This is a genomic window from Cohnella fermenti (assembly GCF_004801405.1).
GTDB lineage: Bacteria > Bacillota > Bacilli > Paenibacillales > Paenibacillaceae > Cohnella > Cohnella fermenti.
On the sequence record NZ_SSOB01000009.1, the window covers coordinates 21,969 to 34,499 of the forward strand.

Here is a 12,531-nt window from a genome sequence, read left to right on the forward strand (position 1 = left end):
ATAATAAATGCTATATGTACGTAAGATTGCTTACTATCGCATGGGGGATGAAGCCGTGAGTTTGGCTAACGCTTCGGTTCTTGTCGTCGACGACGAACTGGAGATTACGGAATTGATTGCGTTATATCTGGAGAGAGAGGGCTTCCGCGTCCATACGGCGGACAACGGGTCGGAGGCTATCCGGCTGGCCGATTCGATCGCTCCCGACCTCATCATTCTCGATATCAACCTGGGGCAGCCCGACGGCATCGAAGTTTGCCGAGCCCTGCGCAGAGGGTCCGGAGCGAATATTCCGATCCTGTTCTTAAGCTGCAAGGGCGAAGACGGCGACATCATTCACGCCTTGTCCGAGGGCGGCGACGACTACATCACGAAGCCGTTCAGTCCGAGCACGCTCGTGGCGCGGGTCCGGGCCCATATCCGCAGGCGCAGGACACGGGAGCGGCCTCCGGAAGCGCTGGAATCGACGCTGACGTTCGGCGAGCTGGAGATCGATCTGCAGCGGTTCGAGGTGAAGCGCGGCGGCGAGACGATTCCGCTGTCCGTGAAAGAATTCGAGCTGCTCACCGTCCTGGCGAGGCAGCCGAACCGCGTCTTCCCGCTCGACGAGCTGTATCGGCTTGTCTGGCATTCGGACAGCATGGGCGACACCCGCACCTTGATGGTGCACATCAGCAACCTTCGCAAGAAGCTTGAGCCCGATCCTGTCAACCCGACCTACATTCTGACCGTGCGCGGGTTCGGCTACCGCTTCTCCTACGGACAGGAGACCTCCCGCGCGGAAGCGTGAACATCTGCCCTGCCGAGTACGACCTATACGAATTGGAAAAGGAAGTTAACGACCGATGAGACTGGCTAGCGAATGGAAAGACTACGAATTGCTCGATACCGGGAACGGAGAGAAGCTGGAGCGCTGGGGCGAATACGTTCTCCGTCGCCCGGACCCGCAGATTCTGTGGCCCCTGCAGAAGGAGACGGCGAACTGGCGCCAAGCGGACGGCCATTACTTCCGCAGCTCCTCCGGCGGCGGTCAGTGGCAGTTCAAGAAGACGCTGCCCGAGCGCTGGACGCTGCAATACGGCCCGCTGAAGTTCCATATCAAGCCGACGAACTTCAAGCATACCGGGCTGTTCCCCGAGCAGGCCGTGAACTGGAGCTGGATGATGAACCGGGTCAAGAACGCGGGACGCCCGATCCGCGTGCTGAACCTGTTCGCTTACACCGGAGGAGCGACCGTTGCGGCCGCCTCCGCCGGCGCCGAGGTGTGCCACGTCGACGCCGCCAAGGGCATGGTGCAATGGGCGAAGGAGAACGCGGAGCTGTCCGGCCTCGAGTCGGCGCCGATTCGCTATATTACGGACGACGTGTTCAAGTTCGTGCAGCGCGAGCAGCGCCGCGGCCGCCAGTACGATGCGATCATCATGGACCCTCCGTCCTACGGGCGCGGACCGGGCGGCGAGATGTGGAAGCTGGAGGAGAACCTGTTCCCCTTCCTCGAGAGCTGCGTCAACATCCTGTCGGACAACCCGCTGTTCGTGCTCGTGAACTCGTACACGACCGGCTTCTCGCCGACCGTCCTGTACAACATGCTGCACATGTCGATCGGCCGCAAGTACGGCGGCGTCATCGACTGCGGCGAGGTCGGCCTGCCGATCACCGCCAGCGGCCTGAGTCTCCCCTGCGGGATTTACGGGCGTTGGGAGAGCGAGTCCTGAAGCTCGGCTGCCGACCAGGCGCTCGGATACCGATAATGGGAGGGATTCCGAACATGAAGACGACATCCAGCATACGGGGAACCGTAAGAGGGCTGCTGCTTGGCAGCCTTCTTCTTCTGTCCGCCTGCACGGCAGGACTGCCCGGGGGCTCGACAGCGCCTTCGGCTTCGAAGGACGCTTCCCCGTCTCCGTCCGCCTCCGCCTCCTCCCCCTCCGCTTCCGCCGCTCAGCCTGCCTCCTCGCCTCCGCCCGCCTCCTCCGTCCCTGAGACGCCGGAGACGACGGAACCGGTGACGACCGAAGCCGAACTCCTTGCCGTCGGGGACATTATGGTTCACTCTCCCCAGTTGCCCGGCTATTACGATGCCGTCGCGAAGAGCTACGACTTCACCCCCTGGTTCCGCATGGTCAAGCCGATCTTAAGCCAAGGGGATTGGGTCGTCGCCAACCTGGAGACGCCGATCGCGGGCGCGGACCTGAAGTATTCCGGGTACCCCCGCTTCAACGCGCCGAACGCGCTGGCGGACGCGCTCGTCGACGCGGGCTTCGGTCTCGTGTCGACCGCGAACAACCATGCCCTCGACCGCGGCTATGCGGGCGTCCAGCGCACGCTGAACAACGTCCGGGCGGTCGGCTTGATTCCGTTCGGCACGTCCGAATCGCTCTACGACTCGCAGCGGCTGGTCATCGTCGAGAAGAACGGCATCAAGCTCGGCTTCCTGTCTTATACCTACGGAACGAACGGCATTCCGATTCCCGAAGGCAAGGAGTACAGCGTCAACCTGATCTCCCTGCCGAAGATCCAGGGCGACATCGCCAAGCTGAAGGCGGCCGGGGCCGACGCAATCGCCGTGTCCCTCCACTTCGGCGTGGAATACCAGAGAATGCCGAACGACGAGCAGAAGACGCTCGCCCGCTCCGTCATCGAAGCCGGCGCGGACATCATTCTCGGCTCTCATCCGCATGTGATCCAGCCGTACGAGACGATCGAGGTCGACGATCCCGAAGCGGAAGGCGGCAAGCGCGAAGGCTTCGTCATCTACTCGATGGGCAACTTCATCTCCAACCAGAAGGAAGAATGGAAGGATGTCGGCGTCATCCTGCACCTCAAGCTGACGAAGACCGTCTGGCCGGACGGCCGCACGGACACGGTCTGGAGCGATGTCGAGACAACGCCGACGTGGGTGAACCAGCGCGTCGCAGGAGAGACGAAGCGGTATACGATTGTGCCGCTGGAGCAGGCGCTCGCGGACAAGGCGAGCAAGGAGTGGACCAGCGCCGAATACGCCAAGATGAACAGTTACCTGAATGCGATCAGCCTGCATCTGAAGCGACTGTCGTCGCCGGATGCAGGCTGATCGGGGAGCAATGATGGGACTTTAGATATCATGGAAACGGAACTGCAGATTGGGATCAGGGGTGCAAGAGGCGACGCAGCCCCCTGAATACCCTCACTCAGCGCACAGAGCCCAACTTGCCACCCAGCACGACAACCCCTCGCCCCTCCGCCCTATCTATTCCCTCTGGCCGCATTATGTCTCTTCTGGCACTCGTTCAGGATAGGGAAGCGCCGTGAACATCTGGCAACGGTTGAGGCAGGGCAGGATCGGGCCGAGGATGGGCCAAGCTGGCTCCCAGGTGCCCGCTCAGCCGATCCGGATCGCCAAGCAACAGACTCTCCCCTTTGCAGGAATGGATGACGAGCGCCTGCAAAAAAAGGTTGGCGCGAGAGAGCCGGTAGAGGAGGTTCCTGAGTCAAAGGGAGAAGGGGCATAAGCGTCTAGAAGGGGAATAACAATCACACGCGAACTATAATCGAAAATTCGATCATAATTCCCCGAATTCATCTGTTTCACGCGAATAAGAGTGGAATTTCGACTCTATTTCGCGAGTAGTCGCCCCGTACTGGCTATTAAGAGTGAAATTTCGACTCTAATTTGCGTTTTGCGCCCAATCTCGGAAAATAAGATCGAAATTCCGATTACATTTTGAACTTCGCCCCTCCGCATCGCCTTATCCCCTCCAATCAGTATCCTAATTATTGGAAAATAGAGCCTGAACAGCAGGGATAAGGCACCCTTTTGGGAATAATAGATGATGCCTTCGAGTAAGCGGCTCTAATAAAAAAAGCTGCTTCGTAAAGAACAGAATCCCGGGTTGTTCTACGATTTGTTCTACGAGTTGTCCCCGGAGGTTGTCTCCGAGATCTCTTCCAAGGACGCCCCGGTCTCGGAGACCGTCTCGGACAAGTCGGCGGGAGCGGAGGCTTCCGCCGACTTGTCCGTTCCTTTGTCCGTTCCCTTATCCGACGGAGAGGAAGCGCCTGCCGGCGGCTCCCACGTTCCGGCGACCTTGCCGATCAGGTAGATCAGCAGTTGACGATTGTGCAGCGACAGCCGCTCCAGCGATCGCGTCACGATGTCGCTGCGCACCTTGAGCCCCCGTTCCGCCTCCGAACGCCCGAGATCGGTCATGCGGACCCAGACGATTCTCCGATCCTGCTCGTCCCGGTCCCGTCTGACGAGCCCGTTCCGCTCCATCCGGTCGAGCAAGGTGGTGACCGCGGCCGGCGTCGTCTCCAGATAGGGCAGCAGATCGGACGGCTTCATCGGCTCGAACTGCTTCAGCAGCTCCAGCACCTGCAACTGCCCGGCCGTCAATTGGGGAGCAAGCTCCGCGTCCATCTCCGTGCTCCAATCCTTCGAGAGCTTCAACCAGCTTCGCACAAATTCCGCCGCTATCTCCATCTTATCCCCTCCATCTCCCGAACAATGCCTTCTCTTTCTATTATACTGATCGCCCCTGTCGAATGATAGATTAATGAAGTTAAATATTTACGACCTAAATCCTCATAATCAGGTACGATGCGACAAGCGAAGACATATACTGGTGACAGACCGTGTTGAAAATATTGGATACGTGCAGGATCGCATCGCGGAGGCGAATCGGAATGAACAAGCTGGACGAACGGAAAAAGATGATCGGGCAGATGGCCAAAGAAGCCGGAATATTGGAAGACCCACATTGGCTGGAACGGCTTGACGAGCCGGTGCCGCTGTGGGTCGTATTGGATATGCTGCTGAAATGGCTGGATCGTGCGGAGCTGCGGGACGGCCCCTACGATTGAGCCTTATGGATCGGCTTATGGAACGCTTCCGTCAGCAGATCGCCCCGCTCGACTTGCCCGATCGCCTTCCCGTGCGCCTTGCGATCGTCGATCGGCGCCGCTTCGGAGTCGAATTCGAGGGACGTGCCGCCGGCGGTCACCGCCTCAAGCACGACGGCTTCGCGGACGAAGAAAGCGCCGACAAGAATCGTTCCGTTCGGCTTCACACGCTTGCCTTCCTTGAACTCGAATGTCTGAATGCCCTTGCCTCCGCGCCCTTGCTGCGGATAATCGAACAGCAGCGAACGCTTCGCGTAGCCGAGATCGGACAGGACAAGAATCTCCCCTTCATCGCCGCCGACGGCGAAGCCGCCCGCAACCGCATCCCCTTCGCGGAGCAAGATGCCGCGCACGCCTCCTGCCACTCGGCCCTGCTGGCTGACTTCGCTCTCGAGGAAGCGAATGCTCATGCCTTGCTCCGTGACAAGCATCACCTCGCCCGTGCCGTCGCTGAGGTAGACATTCACGACTTCATCCCCTGCGCCGACCTTCACGGCGGCGATCGCGCTGCTGCGGGTCGTGAAGTATTCCGCGAGCGGCGTTCGCTTCACCTGGCCGCCGCGCGTTACGAACACGAGCGAGGACAAGCTGCCGCCCTTCCCTTCCGCATCCGGCCAATCGCCCGGCTTCACATGGATCAGGCTGACGATCCGGTCGTCCTTCGTAAGCGGAAGCACGTTCACGATCGCGGTTCCCGTGTCCTTCCACTTGAACTCCGGAATCTGGTGAACCGGCAGCAGGAAGTATTGCCCCTTCTGGGTGAAGAGCAGGAGCGAATCGAGCGTGTTCGGCGTCAGGCTCCAGCGGATGCCGTCGCCTTCCTTCACGCCAGAGCTGCCCATGTCGCCGCCGGAACGGGTGAAGCTGAGCAGACTCGTGCGCTTCACGTAGCCTTGGCGGCTGAGCGTCACGATGACCTCTTCCGCCGGCACCGTCACCTCCAGATTCACCTTGAGCGCTTCCACCTCGCCCTGGATAACGGATCTGCGGTCGATGCCGTACTTGCCGCGAATCTCGCCGAGCTCGTCCTTGATGACGCCGATGAGCTTCTTCGGGTTGTCGAGAATGGCGCGGAGCTGCTGCATCTTCTTCAGCGTGTCCGCGTGCTCCTTCTCGAGCGACGTGATCTCGAGGTTCGTCAGACGGTACAATTGCAGCGTCAGAATGGCGTCGGCTTGCCGTTCCGAGAAGCCGAACTTCGCCACCAGGTTGTTCTGGGCGTCCTGACGGTTCTTCGACGCCTTGATCGTCTCGATGATCGCGTCAAGCAAGTTCAGCGCCTTGACAAGCCCTTCGAGCACGTGCGCGCGGTCCTCAGCCTTCTCCAGGTCGAACTGCGTGCGGTGCGTGACGACTTCCTTCTGGTGGGCGATGTAGGCTTCAAGGATCGCCTTCAGCCCAAGCTGACGCGGCGCCTTGTTGACGATGGCCACCATGTTGAAGCTGTACGTTACCTGCAGATCGGTTTTCTTCAGCAGATAAGCCAGAATGCCTTCCGCATCGGCGTCCTTCTTCAGCTCGATGACGATCCGCATCCCCGCGCGCCCGCTCTCGTCCCGTACCTCCGCGATTCCTTCGACTTTTTTCTCCAGACGCAGGTTATCAATCGCATTCACGAGTCTCGCCTTGACGACCTGGTACGGAATCTCGGTGATGACGATCTGCTGCTTGCCGCCCCGCATGTCCTCGATTGCGGTCTTCGAGCGGATGTACATCCGGCCCTTGCCGGTCTCGTACGCCTCGCGGATGCCCTCTTCGCCCATGATGATGCCGCCCGTCGGCAGGTCCGGCCCCTTGACGATCCCCATCAGCTCGGCCGTCGTCATGTCCGGCTTGTCCATGAAGGCGACGCACGCGTCGATGACCTCTCTCAGGTTGTGCGGCGGAATCTCCGTCGCGAAGCCGGCCGAGATGCCGCTGACCCCGTTGACGAGCAGATTCGGATAACGCGCGGGAAGCACGACCGGCTCCTTCGCCGTATTGTCGAAGTTGTCCTTGAACAGGACGGTCCGCTTCTCGATGTCGCGGATCAGCTCCATCGCGATCGCCGACAGCCGCGCTTCGGTGTAGCGCATCGCCGCCGGCGGATCGTCGTCCATCGAGCCCCAGTTGCCGTGACCGTCGACGAGCGTATGGCCCATCTTCCACGGCTGCGCCATGCGCACCATGCCCTCGTAGATCGACGAGTCGCCGTGCGGGTGGTAGTTGCCCATAACGTCGCCGACGGTCTTCGCCGACTTGCGGTACGGCTTGTCCGGCGTGTTGCCTCCGTCGTACATCGCGTACAGAATGCGCCGCTGCACCGGCTTCAGACCGTCGCGAACGTCGGGAATGGCGCGGTCCTGAATAATATATTTGGAATAGCGTCCGAAGCGGTCGCCGACGACCTCTTCCAGGAACGCCGGCAGAAATTGTTCGAGCATGCTCATCGCTTAGGTTGTTCCCCTCTCCGAGGTTATTCTTCGTATTCGGTGAAGTCGACGTTGTCGATAATCCAGCGCTTGCGCGGATCGACCTTGTCGCCCATCAGTGTCGATACCCTGCGCTCGGCCTTCGCCGCGTCCTCGACCTGCACCTGAAGAAGCGTCCGGGATTCGGGGTTCATCGTCGTCTCCCACAACTGCTCGGGGTTCATCTCCCCGAGCCCCTTGTACCGCTGAAGCTCGGCGCCCTTGCCGATCTCCTTCATGTAATTCTGCAGTTGCTCGTCCGTCCACGCGTAGCGGACCGTCTCGAGCTTGCCCGACTTCCGCGTGATCTTGTAGAGCGGCGGCTGCGCGATAAACACCTTGCCGTTATCGATCAGAGGCTTCATGTACCGGTAGAAGAAGGTCAGGAGCAGCACCTGAATATGGGCGCCGTCCGTGTCGGCATCCGTCATGATGACGATCTTCGAATAATTGCTCTCCTCGACGTCGAATTCCGAGCCGATGCCGGCTCCGATCGACGCGATAATCGCCTTGTATTCCTCGTTCTTCAGAATGTCGACGAGCTTCGCCTTCTCCGGGTTCATCGGCTTGCCCTTCAGCGGCAGAATCGCCTGGTACTTCGAATCCCGGCCCTGCTTCGCCGAGCCGCCGGCGGAATCGCCTTCGACGATAAACAGCTCGTTGCGCGATGCGTCCTTCGACTGTGCCGGGGACAGCTTGCCGCCGAGACTCGGGCTGTCGCTTCGCTTCTTCCCGCTGCGGATCTCTTCCCGCGCCTTGCGGGCCGCCTCGCGCGCCTTGGCCGCCTGAACCGACTTGCGGATAAGCTGCTGGCCGGTCTGCGGATTCTCCTCAAGGAACACGGCCATCTTCTCGGAGACGACGGCATCGACCGCGCCGCGCGCGGAAGCGCTGCCGAGCTGGTCCTTCGTCTGCCCGACGAACTCCACGTCCGACATCTTGATGTTGATGACGCACATCATGCCCTCGCGCAGATCGCTGCCCTCGAGGTTCTTGTCCTTCTCCTTGAGCTGGCCGATCTTGCGCGCATACTCGTTCATGACGCGCGTGTACGCCGTCTTGAAGCCGGTCTCGTGCGTGCCGCCGCCGCGCGTCGGAATCGAGTTGACGAACGATGCGATCGTCTCCGTGTAGCCGTCGTTGTACTGGAGCGCAACCTCCACCTCGATCTCGTCCTTCTCGGTCGTGAAGTGGACGACATCGGTCAGCACCGTCTTGCCTTCGTTCAGGAATTGCACGAACTCGCTCGCGCCGCCCTCGTAGTGGAACGTCTCCTCCTTGCCCGACCGCTTGTCGGTCAGCACGACCTTCAGGCCGGAGTTGAGGAACGCGATCTCCTGCAGACGCTCGGACAGCGTATCGTAGTTGATGGTCACATTGCCGTGGAACACCTTCGGGTCGGGCTTGAACGTAACCTTCGTCCCGGTCTTGGACGTATTGCCGAGCACCTTCAGGCCGCCCACCGGCTCGCCGACGTGCTCCTTGCCGGCGCTGTCCGTCCAGGTCTCGAATCTCATCTTATGTATTTTGCCTTCACGGTAAATCTCGACTTCGAGCCATTCCGACAGCGCATTCGTCACCGAAGCGCCGACGCCGTGCAAGCCGCCTGACTTCTTGTATCCGCCGCCGCCGAACTTGCCGCCCGCGTGCAGAATCGTGTAGACGACCTGCGGCGTCGGAACGCCCGACTTGTGCATGCCGGTCGGAATGCCGCGGCCGTTGTCGACAACCGTTACAGACTGATCCGCATGAACCGTCACGTCGATCCGGGTGCAGAACCTCGCCAGATGCTCGTCCACGGCGTTGTCCACGATCTCCCAGATCAGATGGTGAAGACCGGTGGAAGTGGTGCTGCCGATATACATGCCGGGGCGCTTGCGCACCGCTGTCAGGCCTTCGAGAATCTGGATATCGTCCGCGCCGTATTCCGTTCCGGCCTGCGCCGCCGCTTCGGCGAATAGGTCTAATTGATCGGCCACGTAGGGTCCTCCTTGCTTACTGTTCGCTTGAACTCACTGACGTATATTCTAATTCAACACATCGCGCTTCGTAAAGACCGCAAAAGCCGCCGCCAGCGCCCCGATCCCCCAGACCGCTAGAACCGCAAGGGAAAACCCGAGCGACATTCCTTCGATCGGAGGCGGCGTTCCCCGCAAATAAGCGGGTAAATTCAGGTTCACGTTAAACAGGAACCTGGCGCTGTGCCACGATGACGCCATGCTCGCCAGAATCGTTCCGGAGATGACCGCGGCCATCATCGTGACGAGACTTGCGGCGGCGCTCTGCAGCAGAACGGACACCATCAGGGCGATCGCGGCGACCGTCATGGCCGAGAACCAGACGAGCCCCATCTCCATCAGCAGGTACACGCCTTGCGGAACCGCGTGAACAAGCGAGGTGTCGATCGCCGTCCCGTGGAGGCGGAAGCCGACGAACACGGGCGCCCCCCATCCCTCGTATCCGAACGCAAGCCCCGAGATCAAGTAGCAGAGAAGCGCCGTCGTCGGAATGACGAGAGACACGTACAGCGTCAGGGCGACCAGCTTGGACGCGAGAATTCGCCACCGGCGCACCGGCCGGGTGAGCAGCATCTTGATCGTGCCCGAAGCCCGCTCGGACGAGACGAGATCGCTTGCGATCGCGAGCACCATCAGAGGGATGAACAGCGTCACCGCATTCGCGAGAAAATCCGCCGTGAACGTCACCGCATTCGGAGAGTCCGGGTTGATGCCCTTGTCCAGATAGTATTGCAACTGCTGCACGAGAGCGCGCTTCCAGCGCTTCCATTCCTCCGGGATGCGGTCGCTCGCCAGCGCGTTCATGTTGTCCGCGATGCGCTGCTGCACCACGGAACGCCAGTCCGTGAACTTAACCGCGTCGCCGTGCGCAATCTTCATCTGAGCGTATACGAAAATCGGAATAAGAACAAGCAGCACAAGCACGAGAACGGCGAAACGTCTTTTTCTCCACACCTTCAGAACCTCGTTCTGCACGAGCGCGAACCAGTTACCCAACCGTCTCTCCCTCCGTCAGCTTCAAGAATAGCTCCTCCAGCGACGGGGCCGTCCGGTGAACGGCTTCCACCCCGATGCCTTCGTCCGTAAAGCGGCGAATCCACTCCGGAATCGTCCCCTGGTCCATCTCCGTCACAATCGCCCCCGGCAGCGCGGCCAGCGCCGAATCGTCGATCCGGTGCCCGTCCTCGCGGACCAGCCGAACCGCCTCGCTTCGCGCCAGCAAGCTCCTTCCCGCCTCCGGCCGATCGAACTGCCACACCGTGTACGACACCGCCCGGCTCGCCAGCCGCTCCACCGGTCCCGTCGCAAGGACCTCCCCCCGGGCGATGATCGCGACCCGGTCGCACAGAAGCTGAATCTCGCCGAGCAGATGGCTGGAGACGAACACGCTCAGCCCCTGCGCGGCCAGCTCGCGGATGAAGGCGCGCAGTTCCCGGATTCCCTTCGGGTCGAGGCCGTTCGTCGGCTCGTCCAGAATGAGCAGCCGCGGCTTGCCGAGCAGCGCCTGCGCGATGCCGAGGCGCTGCCTCATGCCGAGCGAGTATGTCTTCGCTTTGTCGTGGATGCGATGGTCGAGGTGGACGATCCGCGCGACCTCCGCGATGCGCTCCGGCCTCACGTCCGGCAGCATGCGCGCGAAGTGCTCGAGGTTCTCCCAGCCCGTGAGGAACGGGTACATCTCCGGGTTCTCGACGATGCAGCCGACATGGCGCAGCGCGCGCTCCGGCCTGCGGTTCACATCCTCCCCGCAGATGAGAATGGCGCCCTCCGTCGGTCTGACGAGGTCGACCAGCATCCGGATCGTCGTCGTCTTGCCCGAGCCGTTCGGTCCGAGGAAGCCGAACACCTCTCCGGCCCGCACGTCGAACGTCATGTTGCGGATAATCGTCCGGCCCGAGACGACCTTCTTCACGTTCTGCACCGACAGGACGACCTCGCGCTCAAGGGTATGCATCTTCATCGGGTATCCTCCTGGTTGAGAGTGGAATCGACGGGAGCCCTGCCCCGCGAGGGTCAGCTCAGCGCCTGCACGACCCGCTCCGCGATTCGCGAATAACCAACCCCATTGGGGTGAAAATGATCGGACGACAAATAGCCGGCCACGTGCGCTTCGAACAGGTCATAGGTCGGCACGACCGTCGCGTTGCCGTCCTCGATCGCGAGGTCCTGCGCGTACTCGTTCCACGCCGCGATCGTTCCGCTGATCTGCCGCGCTTGCGGAACGTCGTAGAACGGATTGTACAAGCCGACATAGACGAGCCGGGCTCCCGGATTGATCTCGCGCAGCAGCTTGAACGTCTCCGCCAGCCTCGGCTTCGTCGCCGGCAGCTCGTCCGCCAGCCGCTTAAGCGACAGATCTCCGCCCTGGTCGAGCGAGCCTCCGGTTCCGGCCGAGCGGAACAGATCGTTGCCTCCGATCGTGAACAGGACGAGATCGGCCTGCGCAACGGAGGAGGCGAAGCTCTTCGTTCGCAGTTGCTCGTTCAGCTTCGTCGCCGTAAGGCCGCTCACCGCCATGTTGGCCAGAAGCCGCACCTTCTTCGGGGCGCGCGCTTCGCCGAGCAAGTCGAGCGCACCGCGGACGTACCCGTTCCCGGTATCGTCGCCCATGCCCCGGGTCAGCGAGTCGCCGATCGCAATCGCCAGCGCCTCTTCCTTGGACGCCCAATCCCCCGCTGCCGCCGCGGGAGCGGACGATTCGGGGAGCGCGATGCCGCGGGACGGATTCCACGTATCCCGCACCGCCCAGCCGAAGCCCGCCAGCATCAGGAACAGGCAGCCGAGCATCGTGAAGCCGAGCACCGGCCACAGCCGCCGCGACCGCCTGGACGGCTCGCGCGGGCCCGGATAGAGGCCGGGATCGAGGCCGGACCCATTGGCGCGTGTCGGGCCAGCATTGGGTGTATATTCAGTTGGCGACCTGGAATCGTCCGCCATTGAAGCCATATGTAATGCTCCTTCCTTCTCGCCAAGATCCTTTGACTCGGATTTCGCATGATTCCACCGTCAGGCAGGCTCAGTTGCTTCGTTGCGATCCATCCGGGGGCATTATGCGGCTATCGGTCTTTCTGATAATCCAAGATACTCCTTCTTGTCGGTATTTTCAAATTTGGGAAATGTTGTTTGTTTCTCCGGTTAGGTTTATCCGCCAGATGTCCGTTGATACGCGCAAGTTTGATTGT

10 protein-coding genes are annotated in these 12,531 nt (G+C 61.2%); 4 read left to right on the plus strand and 6 right to left on the minus strand.

Features of this window, described 5'->3' with window-relative positions; genetic code table 11:
* Positions 1–61 precede the first annotated feature (61 nt).
* Genes E6C55_RS08710 through E6C55_RS08725 form a run of 3 tightly spaced genes read left to right on the plus strand, consistent with a single transcriptional unit; the run spans position 62 to position 3,073 of the window.
* Positions 62–790 carry a response regulator transcription factor gene (locus tag E6C55_RS08710; protein ID WP_211093551.1) on the plus strand — a complete coding sequence of 243 codons (729 nt, stop codon included), beginning with the start codon at positions 62–64 and terminating at the stop codon, positions 788–790.
* Positions 791–845: 55 nt separating this feature from the next.
* Positions 846–1,715, plus strand: coding sequence for a class I SAM-dependent methyltransferase (locus E6C55_RS08715; protein WP_136369399.1), 870 nt, complete (start codon positions 846–848; stop codon positions 1,713–1,715).
* 53 nt (positions 1,716–1,768) lie between these two features.
* Complete coding sequence (locus E6C55_RS08725; protein WP_168735545.1) at positions 1,769–3,073, plus strand: CapA family protein; 1,305 nt, start codon at positions 1,769–1,771, stop codon at positions 3,071–3,073.
* Positions 3,074–3,889: 816 nt separating this feature from the next.
* Here E6C55_RS08725 and E6C55_RS08730 read toward each other — a convergent pair.
* Positions 3,890–4,462, minus strand: coding sequence for a MarR family winged helix-turn-helix transcriptional regulator (locus E6C55_RS08730; RefSeq protein WP_136369401.1), 573 nt, complete (start codon positions 4,460–4,462; stop codon positions 3,890–3,892).
* A gap of 203 nt (positions 4,463–4,665) precedes the next feature.
* Here E6C55_RS08730 and E6C55_RS33745 point away from each other — a divergent pair, with 203 nt between their 5' ends.
* Positions 4,666–4,842, plus strand: coding sequence for a hypothetical protein (locus E6C55_RS33745; RefSeq protein ID WP_168735542.1), 177 nt, complete (start codon positions 4,666–4,668; stop codon positions 4,840–4,842).
* Here E6C55_RS33745 and gyrA read toward each other — a convergent pair.
* Genes gyrA through E6C55_RS08755 form a run of 5 tightly spaced genes read right to left on the minus strand, consistent with a single transcriptional unit; the run spans position 4,833 to position 12,295 of the window.
* Entirely contained in the window at positions 4,833–7,310 is a 2,478-nt protein-coding gene (gyrA, locus tag E6C55_RS08735) for a DNA gyrase subunit A (RefSeq protein ID WP_136369402.1), read from the minus strand. The two genes, E6C55_RS33745 and gyrA, sit on opposite strands and share 10 nt — an antisense overlap.
* Before the next feature lie 26 nt (positions 7,311–7,336).
* The gene (gene parE / locus E6C55_RS08740) at positions 7,337–9,310 is read right to left on the minus strand and encodes a DNA topoisomerase IV subunit B (RefSeq protein WP_136369403.1); all 1,974 of its coding nucleotides are present in this window, start codon (positions 9,308–9,310) and stop codon (positions 7,337–7,339) included.
* Between the two features lie 48 nt (positions 9,311–9,358).
* Positions 9,359–10,345, minus strand: a complete 987-nt coding sequence (locus E6C55_RS08745; RefSeq protein WP_136369404.1) for an ABC transporter permease — start codon at positions 10,343–10,345, stop codon at positions 9,359–9,361.
* Positions 10,338–11,309: an ABC transporter ATP-binding protein gene (locus tag E6C55_RS08750; protein ID WP_211093549.1), complete on the minus strand. Its 972-nt coding sequence runs from the start codon at positions 11,307–11,309 to the stop codon at positions 10,338–10,340. Before E6C55_RS08750 ends, E6C55_RS08745 begins: the two co-directional genes overlap by 8 nt.
* 53 nt (positions 11,310–11,362) lie before the next feature.
* On the minus strand, positions 11,363–12,295 hold the full coding sequence (locus E6C55_RS08755; RefSeq protein WP_136369405.1) for a GDSL-type esterase/lipase family protein: 933 nt from the start codon (positions 12,293–12,295) through the stop codon (positions 11,363–11,365).
* Between the last annotated feature and the right edge of the window lie 236 nt (positions 12,296–12,531).

What these genes read in the sequence shown, in the direction of transcription:
- E6C55_RS08715 (WP_136369399.1), top strand. Translation starts at nt 846, where the DNA reads ATGAGACTGGCTAGCGAATGGAAAGACTACGAATTGCTCGATACCGGG.
- E6C55_RS08725 (WP_168735545.1), top strand. Translation starts at nt 1,769, where the DNA reads ATGAAGACGACATCCAGCATACGGGGAACCGTAAGAGGGCTGCTGCTT.
- E6C55_RS08730 (WP_136369401.1), bottom strand. Translation starts at nt 4,462, where the DNA reads ATGGAGATAGCGGCGGAATTTGTGCGAAGCTGGTTGAAGCTCTCGAAG.
- E6C55_RS33745 (WP_168735542.1), top strand. Translation starts at nt 4,666, where the DNA reads ATGAACAAGCTGGACGAACGGAAAAAGATGATCGGGCAGATGGCCAAA.
- gyrA (WP_136369402.1), bottom strand. Translation starts at nt 7,310, where the DNA reads ATGAGCATGCTCGAACAATTTCTGCCGGCGTTCCTGGAAGAGGTCGTC.
- E6C55_RS08750 (WP_211093549.1), bottom strand. Translation starts at nt 11,309, where the DNA reads ATGAAGATGCATACCCTTGAGCGCGAGGTCGTCCTGTCGGTGCAGAAC.
- E6C55_RS08755 (WP_136369405.1), bottom strand. Translation starts at nt 12,295, where the DNA reads ATGGCTTCAATGGCGGACGATTCCAGGTCGCCAACTGAATATACACCC.